The sequence below is a fragment of the Acidovorax sp. 106 genome (genome assembly GCF_003663825.1).
In the GTDB taxonomy this organism is placed as follows: domain Bacteria; phylum Pseudomonadota; class Gammaproteobacteria; order Burkholderiales; family Burkholderiaceae_C; genus Acidovorax.
The window spans coordinates 1,683,489-1,705,606 of record NZ_RCCC01000001.1 but is presented as its reverse complement, the minus strand read 5'-3'; the positions used below and the strand labels follow the sequence as shown (position 1 = coordinate 1,705,606).

Here is a 22,118-nt window from a genome sequence, read left to right as displayed (position 1 = left end):
AAGGGGTTCCATCTGCAAAGATGGAGCCCCTTTGTTTTGGACGTTAGAAGGTTTTTGGCGCGGGTGCGTATGCGTGTATGCGCCTATGCCTTGGTGTTGAGCAAGGCGCCCATCATCTGGTCATTGGTCTTGATCACCTGCACATTGGCTTTGAAGGCGTACGTGGCGGACATCTGCTCCACCACGTCTTTTTCGAGCGCCGAGCCCACTTGTCCATCACGTTGCACGCTGGCTTGCACCCCGTTGCTGCCGGGGGCTTCTGTTTGCTCGACCACTTGGCGGCGAAAGCCGGGGGTGTTGAGGTTGGCCACGTTGTGGGCCGATGTATCCAACCTCAACTGGGCCGCTTGCAGGCCAGAGTTGCCAATGGAGGAAAGGCTTGCCATAAAAAGGCCTCACAAAATGTTGCAATTGGGAGGATTGTCGGACGCCTGCCGCGTCAAGGCAAGTGGGCCCGCGCTAGACAACCCTGAAACGCCTGGGTGGCCCGCGATGGGGCGGGTGAGCGGCGCACCAGGCTCACGAACTTGCACTCGTAGTGAAACTGGTCGGGTTGCACCGCCTGCATGCGGCCCGCGCGCTCAAAGGCTTCTGCGTAGTGGTCAGGCAAAAAGCCCAGAAACCGCCCCGACAGGATCAGCGTGGCAATCGACTCCTGGTCGAACCCCGTGGCAGCCCGGGTGAGTTCAGCACGGTGGCTCAGCTCCATGTTGGGCGAGTGGTAGCCCAGTCCGGCAAACGGGTGGTGGCGCACACTTTCCCAGTCCAGCGTGGGGCGCTGCGCGCCAAACAATGGGTGCCCGATGCCGCAGTACAGCAGCATGGTTTCAGTGAACAGATCGGTGTAGATCAGGCTCTGCGAGCTGCGGTGGGCGGGGATGATGCCCACGTGGTAGCTGCCGTCCATCACGCCGCGCTCGATGGCGTTGATGGATCCCACATGCAACTGCAAGTTGACGTCGGGCGCCTGCTGCGCGAAAGCGGCGATGGCCTCACTGATGCGGGCGGCAGGGTTGCTGGCGGTTTTGTCGAATACGGCTACGGCCAGTTGCCCGCCCATGCGCGAGTGGATGTCGTCGATGCTGCTGCGAAAAGCATCTACTGCACTGAGCAGGCGCAAGGTTTCGTCATACACCCGCTGCCCCTCGGCCGTAAGGGCGAACCCCGCACGCCCCCGGCGGCACAAGGTGAGGCCCAGGCGGGTTTCCAGGTCCTTCATGTGGCGGCTCACGGTGCTGGTGCCGATGTTCAATTCCAGCTCGGCAGCCGACATGCCGCCGCACTCCACCACGCTTTTAAACACCTGCAGCAGGCGCAAGTCCATGTCACTGAGCTGGCCCAGCAGGGCTCGGTGCTTGGCTGTGCGGATGTGGGGGGCGTCTGGGGAGGTTTTTACTTGCATAAACGCTCAAGTAAACATTGATATTTGACTATTTGAGAGATTAACACCCCCAGCAACAATGCCCCATATCAAGCCCCAGACGCTGGGGTCGTCCGCCATTTTTCGCCGCCCTTGCACTGGAGAACCCCATGAGCTTCGTCAACATCGAAAAACCCGCCGCCGGTGCCGAAGGCCCCCGCATGGACGCCGAGTGGCTGGACGCCCACTGGATGCCCTACACAGCCAACCGCCAGTTCAAGGCCAATCCGCGCATGATCGTGGAGGGCAGCGGCGCCTACTACACCGACTCCGAAGGTCGCAAGATTTTTGACGGCCTCTCGGGCCTGTGGTGCGCGGGCTTGGGCCACGGCCGCCGCGAGATCGCCGAGGCCATCGGCAAGCAGGCGATGAAGCTGGACTACGCCCCCGCCTTCCAGTTTGGCCACCCGCTGTCTTTCGAGCTGGCCAACCGCGTCAAAGAACTCACGCCTGCGGGCCTCGACTACGTGTTCTTCACCGGCTCAGGCTCCGAGTCGGCCGACACTTCGCTCAAGATGGCACGCGCTTACTGGCGCGCTAAGGGCCAGGCCAGCAAAACGCGCCTGATCGGCCGCGAAAAGGGCTACCACGGCGTGAACTTTGGCGGCATCTCGGTAGGCGGCATCGTGGCCAACCGCAAGCTGTTTGGCCAAGGCATTGAGGCCGACCACCTGCCCCACACCCAGCCGCCCGCAGGCTCGTTCCACAAGGGCATGCCGCCCACGGGCAAAGAGCTGGCCGACCGCTTGCTGGAAGTGATCGCGCTGCACGACGCATCGAACATCGCCGCCGTGATCGTCGAGCCCTTCTCGGGCTCTGCCGGTGTGGTGATCCCGCCCGTGGGCTACCTGCAGCGCCTGCGCGAGATCTGCACGCAGAACAATATCCTGCTGATTTTTGACGAAGTGATCAGCGGCTTTGGCCGCAGCGGCGCTTGGACGGGTGCCGAGGCTTTTGGCGTGACGCCCGACATCCTGAACTTTGCCAAGCAAGTGACCAACGGCGCGCAGCCACTGGGCGGCGTGGTGGCCACCAAAGAGATCTACGACACCTTCATGGCCGCAGGCGGCCCCGAGTACATGCTGGAGTTCCCGCACGGCTACACCTACTCGGCCCACCCGGTGGCGTGCGCAGCGGGCATTGCGGCGCTCGACATCCTGCAAAAGGAAGACATGATCGGCCGCGTGAAGGCGCTGGCCCCGTACTTTGAGCAGGCCGTGCACAGCCTCAAGGGCGCCAAGCATGTGGCCGACATCCGCAACTTTGGTCTGGCTGCTGGCTTCACCATTGCCGCGCTGCCGGGTGAGCCGGCCCGCCGTCCTTATGAAATTGCGATGAACTGCTGGAAGAAGGGCTTTTACGTGCGCTACGGTGGCGACACCATCCAGCTGGCACCGCCCTTCATCAGCACCCAGGCTGAAATCGACCGCCTGGTCAGCGCCCTGGGCGATGCCCTGCACGAAACGGCCTGAGCCTCATCCGCCTGCCCATCGTTCCATGCGCATTTCCATCCTTACCTTCGATGCCTTCAACGACCTCGATTCGCTGGTGGCGTTTGGCATGCTCAGCCGCATTGCGCTGCTGGGCGACACGGACTGGCAGGTGCGCATTGCCAGCCCCACGCCGCGCGTCACGTCCATGAACGGGTTGACCATCGACGCGCACGAGGACCTGAGCCAATTGGCCCAGGCCGACGCGGTGTTGGTGGGCAGCGGCATGAAGACGCGTGAGGTGGCCAACACCCCGGCGCTGATGGAGCCACTGCGCGTGCTGAACCCCGAACGCCAGTTGCTGGCGGCGCAATGCTCGGGCACCTTCCTGCTCAGCCGCCTGGGCCTGCTCAGCGGCACGCCCGCCTGTACGGACCTGACCAGCAAACCGTGGGTGGTGGAGTCCGGCGTCGATGTGGTGCCACGCGCCTTCACTGCCCGTGGCAACGTGGCCACGGCGGGCGGTTGCCTGGCGTCGCAGTACCTGGTGGCGTGGCTGATTGCCCGCCTCAAGGGGCTGGACGCCGCGCGTGAGGTGCTGCACTACTTTGCCCCGGTGGGCGAGAAGCAGGACTACATCGACCGTGCGCTGGCCCATGTGCTGCCTGTGCTGGAACCACAGACAGTCTCGGCTTGATCAATATTAATTTGATAGCTGCTAGCGCTTGATAGGTAAGCGCCAGAGGCACTTTTTACTTGAAACCACCATGAACCACGACAAGAACGTCACCACCACCATCGGCCACCTGATTGACGGCCAGATCGTCGCTGACACCGAGCGCACGCAGCCCGTGTTCAACCCCGCCACCGGCCAGTCGACCACCAGCGTGGCGCTGGCGAGCCAGGCCACGGTCGAGGCCGCCATTGCCTCCGCCGAGGCCGCCTTCCCCGCCTGGCGCAACACGCCGCCTTTGAAGCGCGCCCGCGTGATGAGCAAGCTCAAGGTGCTGCTCGAAGAAAACGCCGACAAGATCGCCGCCCTGATCACCGCCGAGCACGGCAAGGTGCTGGCCGACGCGCATGGCGAGCTGCAGCGCGGCGTCGAGAACGTGGAATACGCCAGCTACGCGCCCGAGCTGCTCAAGGGCGAGCACAGCCGCAACGTCGGCCCCAATATCGACTCGTGGTCCGAGTTCCAGGCGCTGGGCGTCACGGCAGGCATCACCCCGTTCAACTTCCCGGCGATGGTGCCGCTGTGGATGTGGCCCATGGCCGTGGCTTGTGGCAATACGTTTGTGCTCAAGCCGTCCGAGCGCGATCCATCCTCCACGTTGTTCATTGCCCAGCTCGCGCTGGAAGCCGGCCTGCCGCCTGGCGTGCTGAACGTGGTCAACGGTGACAAGCTGGCTGTGGACACGCTGCTGCAAGACCCGCGCGTGAAGGCCGTGAGCTTCGTCGGCTCCACCCCGATTGCCGAGTACATCTACGCCGAAGGCTGCAAACACGGCAAGCGGGTGCAGGCCCTGGGCGGCGCCAAGAACCACGCCGTGCTCATGCCCGATGCCGACGTGGGCAACGCCGTGAGCGCCCTGATGGGCGCGGCCTATGGATCGTGCGGCGAGCGCTGCATGGCCATCCCGCTGCTGGTGGCCGTGGGCGACGAAGTGGGTGACGCCGTGATTGCTGGCCTGAAGACCGAGATCGCCAAGATGAAAGTCGGCCCCGGCACCGACAACAGCAACGACATGGGCCCGCTGGTGACCAAGCCGCACTTTGAAAAAGTGAAGGCCTATGTGGACAGCGGCGTGGCTGAGGGCGCCACGCTGGTGGTGGACGGCCGTGGCGTTCAGGTGGCGGGCCATGAGGAAGGCTACTTCCTGGGCGCCTGCCTGTTCGATAACGTGAAGCCCGGCATGAAGATTTACCAGGAAGAAATCTTCGGCCCCGTGCTGGGCGTGGTGCGCGTGAAGACGCTGCAGGAAGCCATGCAGCTCATCAACGACCACGAGTACGGCAACGGCACCTGCATCTTCACCCGCGACGGCGAGGCTGCCCGCTATTTCACCGACCACATCCAGGTCGGCATGGTGGGCGTGAACGTGCCCCTGCCCGTGCCCGTGGCGTACCACTCGTTTGGCGGCTGGAAGCGTTCGCTGTTTGGCGACTTGCATGCCTACGGCCCTGACGCGGTGCGCTTCTATACCAAGCGCAAGACGATCACGCAGCGCTGGCCCTCGGCGGGCGTGCGCGAAGGTGCGGTGTTCAGCTTCCCGAGCAGCCGATAGGCAGCCGAGGCAAGGGCGCCAAGAAGCGCAGCGCGCTCCAGCAGATACGGCCCCTTGTGGGCCGTTTTCTTTGGTGCGTGGACGTTGAGGATGGGGTCTGAGGCAGCGGTTTACGCACCAGTGTGGTGGGACCATGGTGCGGGGGCTGCAGCCTGGTGCAACGGGGGCTGTGCTGGCGTATTTCGCGTGGCATATCAATTGCTTGAAGGGGTGTTGCATCTATCAACCCGCAACCCCTTTTGAAGGTGAATCCATGCGCAATGTCCTGACGTCGCAATCTCTCCTCCAGCGTCGCAACGCGTTGGTGTTGGCCCTGGTCTCTGCCCTCTCACTCATGGGTGGCAACGCTGCGGTGGCGCAGGACAAAGTGTTGCGCATCGCCATGACGGCCGCCGACATTCCGCGCACGCTGGGGCAGCCTGACCAGGGCTTTGAGGGCAACCGCTTCACTGGTATTCCCATCTACGACTCGCTCACGCAATGGGACTTGTCAAAGGCCGATGCACCGAGTGTGCTGATCGAGGGGCTGGCCACCTCGTGGGCGGTAGATGCCAAGGACAAGACCAAGTGGGTCTTCAAACTGCGCTCTGGCGTCAAGTTCCATGATGGCTCGGCCTTCAATGCCGATGCGGTGGTGTGGAACGTGGCCAAGGTGCTGGACAAGGACGCCGTGCACTTTGACGCCAGCCAGGTGGGCGTGACGGCGTCGCGCATGCCCACGCTGCGCTCGGCCCGCAAGATCGACGACCTCACGGTAGAGCTGACCACCAGCGAGCCCGATGCCTTCCTGCCCATCAACCTGACCAATCTGTTCATGGCTTCGCCCGCACATTGGCAGAAGAAGTTTGATGCAGCCTCTGGCGCCACACCGGCCGACAAGTCCAAGGCAGCGTGGACCGCCTTTGCGGCCGATCCCGCGGGTTCGGGTCCCTTCAAGGTGACGCGGTTTGTGGCGCGTGAGCGCCTGGAGCTGGCTGCCAACAAGGGGTATTGGGATGCCAAGCGCACCCCCAAGATCGACAAGGTGGTGATGTTGCCCATGCCTGAGGCCAACGCCCGCACGGCCGCGTTGCTGGGCGGCCAGGTGGACTGGATCGAGGCGCCTGCGCCCGATGCCATGCCGCAGATCACGCAGCGTGGTTTCAAGATTTACTCCAACGCCCAGCCCCACGTATGGCCGTGGCAGCTGTCGTTTGCCGAGGGCTCGCCCTGGCTGGACAAGCGTGTGCGCCAGGCGGCCAACCTGTGCATTGACCGTGGCGGCATGAAGCAGCTGCTGGGCGGCATGATGGCCGAGCCCAAGGGCACAGTGCCGCCCGGCCACCCCTGGTGGGGCAACCCCAAGTTCGACATCAAGTACGACGTGAAGGCGGCACAGGCCTTGATGGCGCAGGCAGGCTACTCGGCTGCCAAGCCCATCAAGGTGAAGGTGCAGATCTCGGCCTCGGGCTCGGGGCAAATGCAGCCACTGCCGATGAATGAGTTTGCGCAGCAGTCCCTCAAGCAGTGCTACTTCGACGTGCAGTTCGATGTGATCGAGTGGAACACCTTGTTCACCAACTGGCGCAAGGGCGCCAAGGACCCGTCAGCCAATGGTGCGAACGCCGTGAACATCAGCTTTGCCGCCATGGATCCGTTCTTTGCCATGGTGCGATTTGTGAGCACAAAGGCCTTCCCGCCGGTGTCCAACAACTGGGGCTACTACGGCAATGCCGAGGTGGACAAGCTGGTGGCCGATGCCCGCACCAGTTTTGACGATAAGGCCCGTGACGCTGCCCTGGCCAAGTTGCATGCCCACATCGTGGAAGACGCACCGTTTGTCTGGATCGCCCACGACGTGGGGCCGCGTGCCCTGTCGGCCAAGGTCAAAAACGTAGTGCAGCCCAAGAGCTGGTTCATTGACATCGCCACGATGACGATGGATTGATCCCCGGGCAGGGTCACACCGGCCAGCCCGGCGTGAACCCTGCACCCCGCGCCCAGCCCCTGCGGGCGCGCAGCTTGACCTTTCACCCCGTTGCAGGACTGTCCCATGATTGCTTATCTGCTGCGCCGCGTCGTCTATGCCCTGCCCATCATGTTGGGCGTAGCGCTGGTGTGCTTTTTGCTGGTGCACCTAGCCCCTGGCGATCCGCTGGTGTCTATCTTGCCGCCCGACGCCTCGGCCGAGCTGCAGGCCCAGTTGCGCGAGTTGTATGGGTTTAACCGATCGCTGCCTGAGCAGTTTGCGATGTGGGTGTGGCGCGCACTGCACGGTGATCTGGGCGTATCGATTGCCAGCAACCGCGCCGTGGCGGGCGAAGTAATGACGGCCGTGGCCAACACCCTGCGCCTGGCCGTGGTCGCCACAGCCATTGGCTTTGTGCTGGGCAGCCTGTTTGGCTTTGTAGCAGGGTACTTTCGCCACTCGTGGGTAGACCGGCTGGCGTCTCTGCTGTCGGTGCTGGGGGTGAGCGTGCCGCACTACTGGCTGGGCATGGTGATGGTGATCGTTTTCAGCTCGCAGCTGGCCTGGCTACCCGCCACGGGGGCGGGCCCGGGGGGCTCGTCCGACTGGGCCTGGGACTGGGAGCACCTGCAGTTCCTGGTGCTGCCTGCTATCACGATGTCGGTGATTCCGATGGGCATCATCGCGCGCACCGTGCGTGCCCTGGTGGCCGAAATTCTGGACCAGGAGTTCATCGTGGGCCTGCGGGCCAAGGGGCTCACGCACTTTGGGGTGTTTCGCCACATGGTCAAGAACGCAGCGCCCACGGCGCTGGCGGTGATGGGGCTGCAACTGGGCTACCTGCTGGGGGGCTCCATCCTGATCGAGACCGTGTTCTCCTGGCCGGGCACGGGCTTCTTGCTCAACTCCGCCATCTTCCAGCGCGACCTGCCGTTGCTGCAGGGAACCATCCTGGTGTTGGCCTTGTTCTTTGTGTTGCTCAACTTGCTGGTGGACATGCTGCAAACGCTGCTGGATCCGCGCATTGCCCGCGCTTGAGGGAGAAGCCTCCATGACCATCTTGACTGCCGCGTCTTCACCCCATTCTTTGTCGCCTGCCCCATCGTCACCGGATGCCCTGGCTGCAGGCGCGTTACCAGCGCAGCGATCGCGTGGGTACTGGACGGCGGCCTTCATCCGCTTTACGCACGACCCCGTCGCCATGGGGGCGGCCCTGGTGGTGGTGGTGCTCATCGCCTTAGCCGTGTTCGGGCCGTGGATTGCGCCCGCTGACCCGTATGCATCTTCCATGCTCAAGCGCCTCAAACCCATCGGTACCGAGGGTCTTCCGCTGGGCAGCGACGAGCTGGGGCGCGACATGCTCTCGCGCTTGATTGTGGGTGCCCGGCTGTCCCTGTTCATTGGCATAACACCAGTGGTGTGTGCGTTTGTGATCGGCTCGGTCATCGGCATCGTGGCAGGGTATGCCGGTGGCCTGGTCAACACCGCCATCATGCGCACGGTGGATGTGTTCTATGCCTTCCCCTCGGTGCTGTTGGCCATTGCGCTGTCGGGTGTGCTGGGCGCGGGCATGGTCAACTCGCTCATCTCGCTGACCATCGTGTTCATCCCGCAGATCGTGCGCGTGGCCGAGAGCGTGACCACCCAGGTGCGCAACCGCGACTATGTGGAGGCCGCGCGCGCGTCGGGGGCCAATGCCTTCACCATCGTGCGGGTGCACGTGCTGGGCAATGTGCTGGGTCCCATCTTCGTGTATGCCACCAGCCTGATCGCGGTGTCGATGATCCTGGCCTCAGGCCTGTCGTTTCTGGGCTTGGGTGTGAAGCCGCCCGAGCCCGAGTGGGGCCTCATGCTCAACACCCTGCGCACGGCCATCTACGTGCAGCCCTGGGTCGCTGCACTGCCCGGGTTGATGATTTTCATCACCTCCATCTCGTTCAACATCCTCTCGGACGGCCTGCGGTCGGCCATGGACAACAAGGGCTGATGCCATGCATGTGAACCTGGATGTCGGCGGACCTGCGCAGCCGTTGCTCACCGTGCGGGGCTTGGTCAAGCACTTCCCGCTCAAGAAAGACGCGTTCGGGCGCGGCGGTGGCGTGGTGCACGCGGTGGACGGCGTGGACTTTGAGGTGCTCAAAGGCGAAACACTCGGGGTGGTGGGGGAGTCGGGCTGCGGCAAGTCCACCACAGCTCGGCTATTGATGCAGTTGATGGAACCCACGGCGGGTGAGGTCATTTTTGACGGCTGCACGGTCGGCAGCCGTGACCTGCCGCTCAAGGAGTTTCGGCGGCAGGTACAAATGGTGTTTCAGGACAGCTATGCATCGCTGAACCCGCGCCTGACCATTGAAGACTCGGTGGCCTTTGGCCCGCAGGTGCACGGACTGCCAAGGCGCGATGCCGTCGCCCGCGCCCGCAATCTGCTGGACCGCGTGGGCCTGGCGCCTGCGCGCTTTGCAGAGCGCTACCCGCACGAGCTTTCAGGCGGGCAGCGGCAGCGGGTGAACATTGCACGGGCGCTGGCTTTGCAGCCGCGCATGGTGATCCTGGACGAAGCAGTCTCCGCCCTCGACAAGTCGGTGGAAGCCCAGGTACTGAACCTGCTGACCGACCTCAAAGCAGAGTTTGGCCTGACCTACGTCTTCATCAGCCACGACCTGAATGTGGTGCATTACATGAGCGACCGGGTGATGGTGATGTATCTGGGGCAGGTGGCAGAGATCGGGCCTTCGGATGCGCTCTTTGAGCAGCCTGCGCACCCCTACACTGCAGCCCTTTTGTCGTCCATGCCGTCGATGGATCCGGACCACCGCACCGAAGAAGCCCCTCTGGCCGGCGATCCTCCCAACCCCATCCAGCCGCCCTCCGGGTGTCGGTTTCACCCGCGCTGCTGCCTGGCAGCGCCGGTGTGTGCGCAACAGCTGCCGCAGCGCACGTTGGCCACGCCCGTGCATATGGTGGCCTGCTTGCAATACGAACCTGGCAGCGGCCATCCCAAGGCCTTGCCTTTGCGCCAGGCGGCATGAAACCCCGGCACCCATGACGCGCCTTTGGCGCCCCTCCTCAATGCCGACGTATCGCTGACTTCTCCAGAGAAAAATCCAACCATGATGTCCACACCCGACGAAGAGCCAATGGTGGTGCTGCGCGACTTGAGTGTCACCTTCACCGGAGGTCGCAAGCCCGTGCAGGCCGTCAGCGGAGTGACCTTGCAGGTGGGGCGCGGTGAAGTGGTGGCGCTGATCGGTGAGTCTGGCTCGGGCAAAAGCGTCACCTTACGCACGCTGCTGCGTTTGCACCCCGAGCGGCGCACGCGCCTGGGCGGTGAGGTGCGGGTGGCGGGCATGGATGTACTGGCCCTGTCGAGCAAGGCTTTGGCGGACTACCGGGGCAAGGTCACTTCCATGATCTTCCAGGAACCCTTGCTGGCGCTGGACCCGGTGTACACCGTGGGTGCGCAGATCGTGGAGGCCATCCGGCGCCATCAGCCCGCCATCACCGCAACCCAGGCCCAGCAGCGCGCGTTGGCATTGTTCGAGCGTGTGCGCATCCCCAGCCCAGAGCGCCGTCTGCAGGCTTACCCCCATGAAATGTCGGGCGGCATGCGCCAGCGCGCCATGATCGCCCTGGCCCTGGCCTGCCACCCCCAGCTGCTGCTGGCCGATGAGCCCACCACCGCACTGGACGCCACGGTGCAGATCCAGATCCTGCTGCTGTTGCGCGAGCTGCAGCGCGATCTGGGACTTTCGGTCATCTTTGTCACCCACGACATTGGTGCCGCAGTGGAGGTGGCCGACCGCATTGCCGTGATGTATGCCGGGCGCATTGTGGAAGAGGGAACAGCCCACGACCTGATCCGCAATCCACGCCATCCCTACACGCGGGCTCTTTTGCAAAGTCGCGCCCACGGTGCCATGGCGCGTGGCATGCCGCTGCAGACCATTGGCGGGGCTCCGCCTGACTTGTCTGCGCTGCCGCCAGGGTGTGCATTTGCTGAGCGCTGTGCACTGGCCGCCGAGGCGTGCCACTTGCAGCAGCCCCCGCTGGTGGCTATCGCCCCCGGCCACCAGGCCCGCTGTCTGCGCACCGATGCTCTCGATGCTGCAGCCCCCGCTCCCGCTTCGTTCACCCATTAACGCCACTGCCGCTATGCCCTTGTACGACCCTGCCCATGCCTTTGTGCCTTATCCCGACGTGCCTGTGCCCCATGCTGGCTCTGGTCCGCTGTCGGGCCTGACTTTCGGGGTCAAGGATTTGTTTGATGTGGCGGGCTATCCCACGGGGGGCGGCAATCCGCTGGTGTTGGCCCAGTCGGGTATCAAGGCGCAGACGGCGCCCACGGTGCAAAAGCTGCTGGACGCAGGTGCTCGCATGGTCGGCAAAACGGTGACCGACGAACTGGCGTTTTCCATGAATGGCAACAACGCCCACTTTGGCGCGCCCATCAACGGTGGTGCGCCCACACGCATCACAGGCGGCTCTTCATCGGGCTCGGCTTCGGCGGCGTCCTCTGGCCTGTGTGACTTTGCCTTGGGCACAGACACCGGGGGATCGGTGCGTGCCCCGGCCAACCACTGCGGTCTGTACGGCTTGCGCCCTACGCACGGGCGTATCAGCCTGCAAGGCGCTCTGGACTTGGCCCCCAGCCTGGACACCTGCGGCTGGTTCGCTCGCGATGTGTACACCTTTGCCCGCGTGGCCGATGTGCTGCTGGCGGCAGATGTGTCGCCCCTGCCGCCCCAGGTGCGCGTGCTGTGGCCTGCCGATGTCTGGGGTCTCTTGGCTCCCGGTGTGGTGGATGCGCTCCAGGCCGCTACCCAGAGTGTGACCGCTGTGCTGGGGGCACCCATCCGATTGGGTGTAGCGCTGGATTCGTTCGACGCGATGTACTGGAACTTTCGCTATCTGCAAGGCCGTGAAGCCTGGATGACAGATGGTCCACTGATCGAGCGCTTTGCCCCGCCCCTGGGGCCTGGTGTGGCAGAGCGGTTTGCCTGGTCGCGCGCCGTGACCGATGCGCAGGTGGCCGCTGCAAGTGCCTTTCGCGGTCGATTCAAGCAGCATATGACGGACCTGCTGGGAGCCGACGGGGTGTTGCTGATGCCCACCATGCCCGATGTGGCGCCTTTGCGGGCTGCGCCAGAGAGCAGCCTGGAGGACTACCGCAACCGTGCCATCCAGATGCTCTGCATTGCAGGGCTGGCAGGCTTTCCGCAGTTGTCTATGCCGATGGCTCAGCGCGATGGAGCGCCGTTGGGGTTGTCTTTGCTGGGCCCCGCTGGCAGCGATAGATCACTGGTGGGGTTGGCGGAGCGGATCGCTGCTGCGGCCTGAGCTCTGTGAGCGGGGTATTTGTCCAGCCAACTGCTACGTTCCGCATCGCAGCGGTTCAATCCTCTGGGCCCCATTGCAAACACAGCGGGGTGGTCAGAAGCCAAGTATCGCAGTCGATTGCGGAGCTGGCCCGTTCCACCACCAGGAAATCGCCCGCATCCACCGCCATTAAGGCGTGGTGCCATGTACCTGGCGCCAGGGTGACCCCTTGCAGTCCATTGCTTACAAAAGCGCGCAGATCGGATGCTTGTGGGGGCAGGCCTGCGGCGGCCACCACGATCACGAAGCGGCGGCGTCCCAAGGGGATGAACGACTGGCTGCCCAGTTGGTGGCGCTCCATCTCTTCCAGCGCGACGGGAAATTGTCGCGCCTGGGCCCGGAACAGCGCCATTTGTGCCCGCCCGCCTTGTTGGCCCAGGCACAGGTCGTCCACCAGGTCAAACCGCTCGCTGGTGCCTGCATTGATCAGGCGGCCTGGGCCAGGTGGCGCTTGCAGCACGGTGCCAAAGGCTGCGAAAGCTGCAGGCGTGAGGACTGCGGGTGTCAGCTGCTGTGCAGGTGTTGCCAAAGTGGAGGTGTTTAAGGTGGGCATAGGCTCTGTTAGTGCAAGAAGCGCGCCTGTTGGGTGTAGTCGCGCTCAGCGCAATTCCCTATGGCATTTACGCATTGGCAATTGGACAAAATCGCTCCGGACCCAGGCCACAATGCGTTCCCGAGAAGTAAGCAGATCCGCTTACTAGGGTTTTTACGTAACGGCGCCTACAATCTCAGACCCTTACAAAGCTGACAGCCTTCGCCGGGCGTGTGCCCGGTGTTCCTTTCGCCTTACCCCAAGCTGGAGACACTGCATGCCCGAGAACACCACGGCCCAGAACAACAACCCAGACAAGCGTGCCCAGCTGCGCCGCGCGGCACTCGAATACCACGAGTTTCCCAAGCCCGGCAAAATCGCCATCGCTGCCACCAAGCAGATGGTCAACCAGCACGATCTGGCGTTAGCTTATTCGCCGGGTGTGGCCGCTCCTTGTGAAGAAATCGTCAAAGACCCGAACGCGGCCTTCAAGTACACCAGCCGTGGCAATTTGGTGGGCGTGGTGACCAACGGCACCGCCGTGCTGGGCTTGGGCGATATCGGTCCGCTGGCTGGCAAGCCCGTGATGGAAGGCAAAGGCGTTCTGTTCAAGAAGTTCTCGGGCATCGATGTGTTTGACATCGAAATCAATGAGAAAGACCCCGAGAAGCTGGTCGAAATCATTGCCAGCCTGGAGCCCACTTTCGGCGGTATCAACCTCGAAGACATCAAGGCCCCTGACTGCTTCTACATCGAGCGCAAGCTGCGCGAACGCATGAAGATTCCGGTCTTCCATGACGACCAGCACGGCACGGCCATCGTGGTGGGCGCGGCCATCTTGAACGGCCTGAAGGTGGCGGGCAAAGACCCCAAAAGCGTGAAGCTGGTGACCTCGGGCGCTGGCGCTGCAGCCCTGGCGTGCCTGGGCCTGCTGGTTAAGCTGGGCATTCCCCGCGAAAACATCTGGGTGACCGACCTGGCCGGTGTGGTGTACGAAGGCCGCACCGAGCTGATGGACGAGGACAAGATCCAGTTCGCCCAAAAGACGGACCAGCGCACCCTGAGCGAAGTGATCGACGGCGCGGACGTGTTTCTGGGCCTGTCGGCAGGCGGCGTGCTCAAGCAGGACATGGTCAAGAAGATGGCGGCCCGCCCCTTGATCTTCGCGCTGGCCAACCCCAACCCTGAAATCCAGCCCGAAGACGTGAAGGCGGTGCGCGATGACGCCATCATCGCCACGGGCCGCACGGACTACCCCAACCAGGTCAACAACGTCCTCTGCTTCCCGTACATCTTCCGTGGGGCGCTCGATAGCGGCGCCACCACCATCACGCTGGAGATGGAAATTGCCGCCGTGCACGCCATTGCCGAGCTGGCCCAGGCCGAGCAAAGCGAAGTGGTGGCTGCGGCTTACGTGGGCGAGCAGCTGGCCTTTGGCCCCGAGTACCTCATCCCCAAGCCGTTCGACCCCCGCTTGATGATGATGATTGCGCCCGCCGTGGCCCAGGCAGCTGCCGACAGTGGCGTGGCCCTGCGCCCCATCGCTGACATGGACGCTTACCGCGACCAGCTGCAAAGCTTCGTGTACGCCTCGGGCACCATGATGAAGCCCATCTTCACGGCCGCCAAGAGCGCTACGAAGAAGCGCGTGGCCTATGCCGAAGGTGAAGAAGAGCGCGTGCTGCGCGCTGCGCAAATCGTGGTGGATGAGCGCGTTGCCCGCCCCACACTGATTGGCCGCCCCACGGTGATCGCCGAGCGCATCGAGAAATTCGGCCTGCGCCTGCAGGAAGGGCGTGACTACGACGTGGTGAACGTGGAGCAAGACCACCGCTACCGCGACTTCTGGCAAACCTACCACCGCATGACCGAGCGCAAGGGCGTGACGGTGCCGATTGCCAAGATCGAAATGCGCCGCCGCCTGTCGCTGATCGGCGCCATGCTGCTGCACAAGGGCGAGGTCGATGGCCTGATTGCAGGCACCTGGGGCCACACCAATTTGCACCTGAACTACATTGACCAGGTGATTGGCAAGCGCGCCGGCGTGACCACGTTTGCGTGCATGAACGGCCTGCTGCTGCCCGATCGCCAGGTGTTCCTGGTCGATACGCACGTCAACTACGACCCCACAGCCGAGCAACTGGCGGAAATCACCGTGATGGCGGCCGAGGAAATGATGCGCTTTGGCATCAAGCCCCGCGCTGCACTGCTGTCGCACTCCAACTTTGGCTCCAGCAACCAGCCCAGCGCCATCAAGATGCGCCAGACCCTGGAGTTGCTGCGCGTGCAGGCCCCCTGGCTGGAAGTGGACGGCGAGATGCACGGCGATGTGGCCCTGGACAGCAAGGCCCGCGCGGCCATCATGCCGCACAGCGACCTGATCGGTGACGCCAACTTGCTGGTGCTGCCCAACATCGATGCGGCCAATATTTCTTACAACCTGCTCAAAACCGCAGCGGGCGGCAACATCGCCATTGGCCCCGTGCTGCTGGGCGCGGCGCAGCCGGTGCACATCCTCACCGCCAGCACCACAGTGCGCCGTATTGTGAATATGACGGCTTTGACGGTAGCCGACGCTAACGCGTCGCGATAAGCCCTCAAAAGATAGTAACTGCCAACTTTTTTGGCTGCCACCCACGCCAAGCGCCTGCCCAATAATTGGGCAGGCGCTTGCTTTTTGGGGGGTATTGCGTCACACTACGGGCTCGAAATTTCGGGTTAACCCGTGGTTTCTGAAAGGTGTCGTTGATGCTGAAGGCTTTTGCCACCCAGGTTCGCAAAGCAGGGGTTTTGTGGGTTTTGGGTGCCGCGTTTGTGTTGGCTCCGGTGGTGGGCCATGCCCGCCAAACTCCGTCTGCCGCTGGTTCTCTTTCCTCCATTGCATTGGCCGAGCTGCCTGCCCAGGGGCGGGCGACCTATGCGCTGATCCGGGAGGGTGGGCCGTTCCCGTATGACAAGGATGGATCGGTCTTTGGCAACCGTGAGCGCATCCTGCCAGCACAGCAACGCGGCTACTACCGCGAATACACCGTCAGAACGCCTGGCGCTCGCAACCGGGGGGCGCGCCGCATTGTGTGTGGAGGCCAGAAGCCCCGGACGCCGGACGCTTGCTACTACACCAGCGACCACTACGCCAGTTTCCGCGAAATCGTCGAGTGACCTCTTCCATGCCGTGTGCGCCAGTCCCATCTTGGCTGCGCACGGTATGCCCTTTGAATCCTCCCACCCGCAAGGTGCATGCACCGGCCCTGCGGAATGCCAGAAGTTTGTGGACTTTATTTAGAAAGAGTAGCGGAGATGCAGACGCCACTTCGTAAAGACCTGGAAACGCCCCTGCGTGGCGTACGTGCCAACATCGTGCAGTCTATTCGCGCCTTCCGCGTGCAGGATCTGCAGGATGCGGCCACTTCCATGGGCCACCATTTTCTGTATGCCAACCTGGCCCACGCACAGACCAAGCAGGATGTGCTTGACCTCATCGCCGGGCAATTCACCTTCCCGGCGCACTTTGGCAAGAACTTCGACGCGCTGTACGACTGCATGACAGACCCCTTGCACAAATCGGGCCCACAGCCTGGTTTCATTGTGGTGCTAGAGCAGATTCCGGCCACCGTGAAGTTTGACAAGGAAGCCCGGGAGCAACTGCTCGATATCTTCCGGGATGCAGCGGACTACTGGAGTGACCGGAAAATACCCTTCCGCTGTTTCTATTCTTTTCTGTAGCCCGTTCTGCATCCAACAGCCAAGCAGAACGGGCGAACGAGGCCAGTGAAGCACCCAAAGTCCAACGGATCGAGATTGCAGCAGAGCCCGCAGAAAAAATGCCCACCGACAAACTGGTCGATGTGTCCCCCTTGGCGCTGCGCATGAGCAGCCCGTTCAATGCTGGTTATTGGCTGAGCGCGGCTTGAATTCTGTGCATCCCCCTGAGGCGCTTTGCGCCTTCCCCCCTTCTCTCGAACGGCTGCGCCGTTCGGGAAGGGGAACGACACCAGCGCGGCGGGGCGGTGCGGCCGGCGTAGGCCCTTGCGCGGTGTCTCTCGCCTTGGCCGCGCCAGTTGCGAAGGTGAGTGACGACATGGGCGCGAGCGACGGAAGCCCGGGATCTGCTCCCAGCCTGTTTCGTTCCCACCCATTGATGTTTGACTGACGGATTTGGCATCGCATCAAGACCGGTGTGATGTTGGTGGGCACATCTGCTGCGCGACCAGCCTGGGCCCCTAGACTGTCCCAATACTGATCAAATTGGCCGCTACCGCTTTTCCCAAAAGCGCCAACAGCTATCAATTTAAGAGCAAAATCAGGCCTGCTGTGCCAGTGCCACGTATTCTTCCACGGGCACTTCTTCGGCGCGGCGTTGGGTGTCGAAGGTGCCTGCAAACTGGCGCGCTTCGAGCCAGCGGCCCAGGGTGTGGCGCAGCAGCTTGCGGCGCTGGCTGAAGGCCACTTGCACCAGTTCTTCGAGCAGGGCTACGTTGACCTGTGCAGGGGCCTCGCGCGGCACCATGCGCACCACGGCGCTGTCCACACGCGGGGGCGGGTCAAAGCTCTCTGGGGGCACGAACAGCACGTTCTCCATGGCGTAGCGCCATTGCAGCATCACGGATAAGCGCCCATAGTCGCTGGTGGAGGGCCCTGCCACCATCCGGTCGATCACTTCCTTTTGCAGCATGAAATGCTGGTCTTGAATCACGTCCACATGCTCCAGCAGATGGAACAGGATGGGGGTGGAGATGTTGTAGGGCAGGTTGCCCACCACGCGCAGGCGCAGGGTGGGTTGGTTCAGGCGTTCGCGAAAGGTCTGGGCCAGGGCCGTGAAGTCGACCTTGAGCACATCCGACTCGATCACATCGAGCTGTCCATGCAGGCGCAGCCGCACGGCCAAGTCGCGGTCCAGTTCAATGACGGTGAGGCGGCCCAGGCGCTCGACGAGGGGCTGCGTGAGGGCGGCCAGCCCGGGGCCGATTTCCACCATCGGGTCGCCCGGCTGCGGGGCGATCTCTTGGACGATGCCTTCGATGATGCCCTGGTCAGACAGGAAGTGCTGCCCAAAGCGCTTGCGTGGGATGTGCTTCATGGTTTTGTCGCCGGGCCGCCCCAAGGCAAAACGCGGCCCCCTCGGGGGGCAAGGAGCCACACGCAGTGGGCGACTGTGGGGGTCATGTTCATTGGGGGGGCTCGCGGTATTCCACGTAGGCGCGGCCACGCAGTTCCTGCGCCCAGGTGGCGTAGGCTTCGTCCAGCTTCTTTTCACGCACGGCGTCGCGCATCATGTCGCGCTGCTCGCGTTGGTTCAGCTTGGCTTCGCGGCGGTCCACCAGCTGGATCAGATGCACGCCAAAGCGCGACACCAGGGGTTCGCTGATTTCGCCGGGGCGCAGGGCGCTCAGGGCCTGTTCAAACTCGGGCACGTAGCGGCCGGGGTTGGCCCAGCCCAGGTCGCCGCCTTGCTTGGCGCTGCCGTCTTGCGAATGCTCGCGCGCCAGCGTGGCAAAGTCGGCCTGGCCAGCCTGAATGCGGCGGCGGTAGTCGCTCAGGCGCGCTGCGGCAGCGGCCTCGGTCAACTGGGGGCCGGTGCGCAGCAGGATGTGGCGCGCGTTGGTTTGCACGACGGTGGGGCCAGAGCCTGCAGCAGAGCGCTCCACCACCTTCAGGACGTGAAACCCGGCGGGTGAGCGCACAGGCCCGGCAATGCCACCGACCGCCAGCGCTTGGGTCGAGGTGACGAACAACTCGGGGTATCGGTCGGTGGGGCGCAGGCCCAGCAGGCCACCGTCGCGGCGGCCTTCGGGGGCGTCGGAATATTCCTGGGCCACCTTGGCAAAGTCTTCCCCCGCGCGGGCCTTGTCGGCCGCTTGCTGTGCGCGGGCCTGGCGCTCGGCCACCACGGCGGGGCTGGCGTCTTCGGGCACGCGCACCAGCACATGGGCCAGGTTGATTTCGGCGGCACTCACTTCGGAGCCTTGTTGTTCGCGGATGAACTGGTCAATGTCCAGATCGCTCACCTTGACCTTGGCGTCCACTTCGCGCTCGCGCACGCGCTGCATCAAGAGCTGGTTGCGCAGCTCTTCACGAAAGCGGTCGCGGTTCAGGCCCTCGCTCACCAGCCGGCGTTGCAACTCGCTCACGGTGAGCCCGTTTTGCTGGGCCACAGCGGCCTCGGCCTGGTTCACTGCGTAGTCGTCAGCACGGATGCCGGTTTCGCGCGCCAACTGCAGCTGGGCCTTTTCCAGAATGATGCGTTCCAGCACCTCGCGGGCGATCAGCTCGCGCGGGGGCGTGGGGGCGTTGCCGCCTTGCTGGGCCAGTTGCTGCTCCACCCGGGCGATGCGCGAGCGCACTTCGTAGTTGGTGACGGGCTCGGAGTTGACGATGGCCACGATGTAGTCGGCCGAGCGCGGGCCGGTGTCGGCGGCTGAGGGGGTGGGCAGCGCCAGTGTGGGCTTGGCTGCGGGTTTGGCGGCAGGCGTTGCCGCAGCCGCCGCGGGTTGCTGCGCCAGCCCCTTGCTGGCGCTGTTGGAGGGGCGAAGCCCTTGCGCCGCAGCGCCTTGGGATGCGAGGCAGGCCAGGCTGGCCGCCAGGGCCAATGTCATCACGCGGTGGTTCATGGCTGTGTCGATTTAGTCGTAGTTGCTGAAACGGCTGGGCGTACCGACCTGGTCTCGCAGGTACTGGTAGCGCGGCACGTGTTGCTTGAAGGTTTCGAGGGGGCTGGAGCCCAGGCTCAGGCGGGAGAAGCCCACAAATTCGATTTGGAACAGCAGTCGGGTGTTGGAGGTGGAGGTGCTGTTTTGCAGGCGCTCCAGCACCACACGGCCAATCCAGCAGCAGCTGTCGTACTCCAGGCCCACCACGGTGTCTACCAGCTTGCGGTCTTGCATGCTGTAGTTCAGGCGTGCCACGCTGTACCAGCGGCCACCACCTTGTCCACGCCCGGCGCCCAGGTCCTGGCCCTTGTCGCCCCACAGGTCATTCAGCGGCCATTGCCAGCCAATGTCGACCTGCTCGCTGGTGCCGCGCTGGAAACGGTAAGCCGCGCTCACGGTGCGGTAGTTGCCGGGGCTGTAGCGGGCGCTGATGGTGGAGCGGATTGAGCGCTGCGTCTTGGGGTTGTATTGGGTGGTGGAGTCAAACGCCCACTGCTGCGTCCAGTTGATGCCCGCGCCCACCAGCACGTCCGACAGCCGCTCGCTCACCGGGGCCACGCCCGGCAGCGTCACGTTCTGGTCGGTAAAGCGCAGGCGCTGGGCCACGCCAAAGCGCACGTTCTCGGCGCCGGTGTCCGGGTCCAGCAGGCGGGTGGTCATGCCCAGCGTCAGCAGGTTGTTGTCGGCAATGCGGTCGTTGCCGCCGTAGGCGTTTTCGGTGTAGACGGTGGCGAAGTTGAAGTCGTTGGCGGCCGTGTCGTACACCGGCAGGCGGCTTTGGTCGCTGAACGGTGTGTAGGTGTAGAACGCGCGGGGCTCCAGCGTTTGCAGGAACGAGCGGCCAAAGAAGCTGGTATCGCGCTCAAACACCAGCCCGCTGTCCAGGCTGAAGGTAGGCAGCGTGCGGCTGGCCGAGCGCGAGCCGTTGGACAACGCACTGTCAAACTGGTACTGCGTGGTGTGCAACTGCAGCTTGGGCGTGATGAAGCCGCCCGGTGCCAGGAAGGGGCGGCTGATCTGCGCGATGGCGTACGAGCGGTCGGCATTGGGCTGGCCGGTGAGCGCGCGTGCGGCTTCAAATCGCGTGGTGTCCAGCTCCACGCTGGCATCCAGCCCCGCAGGCAGGGTCGATGGCGTGTAGCGCCAGTTCAGCTGCGGCATGCGGTCGTACGGCGGCACGATGGGCGAGGTGACGTCTTGCAGCGTTTGCCACTTGAGCGTGCGCACCTGCGCCGAGATATCGCCCGAGCCCCAGGACAGCGAGGCGTCGTTGGGCAGCAGGCGCTGGCGCAGCGGCTCTGAGGCGCGGCCAAAGTCGCGCCAGTAGTTGTCGTCGCTCACGCGGTTGAGGTTCAGGTTCAGGCCCAGGCCACCCATGCTCGATTCAATGGAGCCCTGGTGCTTGGCCGTGATGCCCCAGCGGGAGCGATCGCGCAGGCTGTCCGATGGCATCACATCGCCGCTGATGGCGCCCTGGTAGGTGGGCTCCAGGTAGCGGAACTCGCCTCCCAGGTTGGCGCCGCGCTTGCTCATCAGCGCCGCGCGCAAGGTGGCGTCGCGGTTGGGGGCGATGTTCCAGTAATAGGGCTGGGCGTATTCCAGGCCGTCGCGGCTGTCCAGCCCGATGGTGGGGGGCAGCAGGCCGGATTTGCGCTTGTCCGACAGCGGGAACGTGATGTACGGAATGGGCAGGATGGGCACGCCCTGGAATTCGAGCACCGCGCCTTCGGCCGTGCCCACTTCTTCCTCGTTGTCGATGCGGATCGTGTCGGCCCGCAGCACCCAGGCCGGGCGCCAGCTGGCCTCGTCGTCCTTCTGGCAGGTGGTGTAGGTTGCGCTGTGCACCAGGGCGCGGTCGCGGTCCAGGAAGTCCACGCGCGTGGCCTCGCCGTGGGCCTGGGTGGCCAGGAAGCGGTAGCGCGCGTCGGTGAAGAACCCTTCAAACGCTTCCACCTTCAGGTCCAGCGCCGAGCCCTCGTAGGAGTTGCCCGCGCGGTTGATGCGCACATTGCCGCGTGCCTTGGCCAGATCATCGGGCACGGTGTAGTCGAGCCGGTCGGCGCGGATCACTGTGTCGCCCCGGCGCAGCTCGGCGTTGCCCTCGATGGTGGCGTTCAAGTCGGTCTGGCCGCTGATGCGGTCGCCCGTGACGAACACCGGCAACTGCGAGCGCACGGCTTCCGGAATCGTCTCTTGCAGCGCAGGGGATTTGCGCAGCGTGATGGGGGCATCCCAGGCGCTGGGTGCGGCGTCCTGTGCCTGGGCGGCCAGGGGCATGCCGCACCAGGCCAGCGCCACGCAATAGGCCAGCGCAGTGGGCACGGGGGGGCGCAGCCGCAATGCAGCTGCCGCAGCGGGCCGGGTCCGGAGGGAAGGGGTCTGCACGGTGGTGGGCTTGCGGCGTGGCACGTGGGGCGTAGGGGGCGAGGGCGGATGGAATCACCCGCGCCGATGGCCCATGGCAAGGCGGTGGGGGCGGG

18 protein-coding genes are annotated in these 22,118 nt (G+C 64.1%); 12 read left to right on the top strand and 6 right to left on the bottom strand.

The genetic code is table 11. From position 1 onward, the window contains the following. Positions 1-83: 83 nt before the first annotated feature. On the bottom strand, positions 84-386 hold the full coding sequence (locus C8C98_RS07560; RefSeq protein ID WP_121453754.1) for a flagellar basal body protein: 303 nt from the start codon (positions 384-386) through the stop codon (positions 84-86). Positions 387-439: 53 nt separating this feature from the next. Continuing rightward, positions 440-1,402, bottom strand: a complete 963-nt coding sequence (locus C8C98_RS07555; RefSeq protein ID WP_121453753.1) for a LysR family transcriptional regulator — start codon at positions 1,400-1,402, stop codon at positions 440-442. A gap of 128 nt (positions 1,403-1,530) precedes the next feature. Here C8C98_RS07555 and C8C98_RS07550 point away from each other — a divergent pair, with 128 nt between their 5' ends. The 9 genes from C8C98_RS07550 to C8C98_RS07510 all read left to right on the top strand — a co-directional run bounded on the left by C8C98_RS07550 (position 1,531) and on the right by C8C98_RS07510 (position 12,420). After that, positions 1,531-2,892 (top strand): aspartate aminotransferase family protein, encoded by a 1,362-nt coding sequence (locus tag C8C98_RS07550; protein ID WP_121453752.1) that lies wholly within the window; start codon positions 1,531-1,533, stop codon positions 2,890-2,892. A gap of 25 nt (positions 2,893-2,917) precedes the next feature. Further along, on the top strand, positions 2,918-3,547 hold the full coding sequence (locus C8C98_RS07545) for a DJ-1/PfpI family protein (RefSeq protein WP_121453751.1): 630 nt from the start codon (positions 2,918-2,920) through the stop codon (positions 3,545-3,547). Positions 3,548-3,617: 70 nt separating this feature from the next. Next, positions 3,618-5,135, top strand: coding sequence for a CoA-acylating methylmalonate-semialdehyde dehydrogenase (locus tag C8C98_RS07540; RefSeq protein WP_121453750.1), 1,518 nt, complete (start codon positions 3,618-3,620; stop codon positions 5,133-5,135). A gap of 334 nt (positions 5,136-5,469) precedes the next feature. Further along, positions 5,470-7,062: an ABC transporter substrate-binding protein gene (locus tag C8C98_RS07535; protein ID WP_199726647.1), complete on the top strand. Its 1,593-nt coding sequence runs from the start codon at positions 5,470-5,472 to the stop codon at positions 7,060-7,062. Between the two features lie 105 nt (positions 7,063-7,167). Continuing rightward, a complete protein-coding gene (locus C8C98_RS07530; protein ID WP_121453748.1) occupies positions 7,168-8,121 on the top strand; it encodes an ABC transporter permease in 954 nt (317 codons plus the stop codon). Between the two features lie 13 nt (positions 8,122-8,134). Beyond that, positions 8,135-9,070: an ABC transporter permease gene (locus C8C98_RS07525; protein ID WP_162996073.1), complete on the top strand. Its 936-nt coding sequence runs from the start codon at positions 8,135-8,137 to the stop codon at positions 9,068-9,070. A 4-nt stretch (positions 9,071-9,074) separates the two neighbouring features. Continuing rightward, complete coding sequence (locus tag C8C98_RS07520) at positions 9,075-10,112, top strand: ABC transporter ATP-binding protein (RefSeq protein ID WP_121453747.1); 1,038 nt, start codon at positions 9,075-9,077, stop codon at positions 10,110-10,112. A gap of 84 nt (positions 10,113-10,196) precedes the next feature. Beyond that, positions 10,197-11,222, top strand: a complete 1,026-nt coding sequence (locus C8C98_RS07515) for an ABC transporter ATP-binding protein (protein ID WP_233574664.1) — start codon at positions 10,197-10,199, stop codon at positions 11,220-11,222. Positions 11,223-11,235: 13 nt separating this feature from the next. Next, positions 11,236-12,420: an amidase gene (locus C8C98_RS07510; protein WP_121453745.1), complete on the top strand. Its 1,185-nt coding sequence runs from the start codon at positions 11,236-11,238 to the stop codon at positions 12,418-12,420. A gap of 55 nt (positions 12,421-12,475) precedes the next feature. Here C8C98_RS07510 and C8C98_RS07505 read toward each other — a convergent pair whose 3' ends face one another. After that, positions 12,476-13,012 (bottom strand): ureidoglycolate lyase, encoded by a 537-nt coding sequence (locus C8C98_RS07505; protein WP_121453744.1) that lies wholly within the window; start codon positions 13,010-13,012, stop codon positions 12,476-12,478. A 256-nt stretch (positions 13,013-13,268) separates the two neighbouring features. Here C8C98_RS07505 and C8C98_RS07500 point away from each other — a divergent pair, with 256 nt between their 5' ends. From C8C98_RS07500 to C8C98_RS07490, 3 genes are all read left to right on the top strand, one after another. After that, on the top strand, positions 13,269-15,584 hold the full coding sequence (locus C8C98_RS07500; protein ID WP_121453743.1) for an NADP-dependent malic enzyme: 2,316 nt from the start codon (positions 13,269-13,271) through the stop codon (positions 15,582-15,584). Positions 15,585-15,739: 155 nt separating this feature from the next. Then, positions 15,740-16,150 carry a ribonuclease domain-containing protein gene (locus C8C98_RS07495; protein WP_121453742.1) on the top strand — a complete coding sequence of 137 codons (411 nt, stop codon included), beginning with the start codon at positions 15,740-15,742 and terminating at the stop codon, positions 16,148-16,150. 138 nt (positions 16,151-16,288) lie between these two features. After that, positions 16,289-16,714, top strand: coding sequence for a barstar family protein (locus C8C98_RS07490; RefSeq protein ID WP_099657231.1), 426 nt, complete (start codon positions 16,289-16,291; stop codon positions 16,712-16,714). 577 nt (positions 16,715-17,291) lie between these two features. Here the strand turns inward: C8C98_RS07490 and rsmA are convergent. The 3 genes from rsmA to C8C98_RS07475 form a co-directional block, all read right to left on the bottom strand. After that, positions 17,292-18,068 (bottom strand): 16S rRNA (adenine(1518)-N(6)/adenine(1519)-N(6))-dimethyltransferase RsmA, encoded by a 777-nt coding sequence (gene rsmA / locus C8C98_RS07485; protein ID WP_121456115.1) that lies wholly within the window; start codon positions 18,066-18,068, stop codon positions 17,292-17,294. A gap of 88 nt (positions 18,069-18,156) precedes the next feature. Further along, positions 18,157-19,599: a peptidylprolyl isomerase gene (locus C8C98_RS07480; protein WP_121453741.1), complete on the bottom strand. Its 1,443-nt coding sequence runs from the start codon at positions 19,597-19,599 to the stop codon at positions 18,157-18,159. Between the two features lie 12 nt (positions 19,600-19,611). Beyond that, positions 19,612-21,915 (bottom strand): LPS-assembly protein LptD, encoded by a 2,304-nt coding sequence (locus C8C98_RS07475; protein WP_121456114.1) that lies wholly within the window; start codon positions 21,913-21,915, stop codon positions 19,612-19,614. Positions 21,916-22,118: the final 203 nt, after the last annotated feature.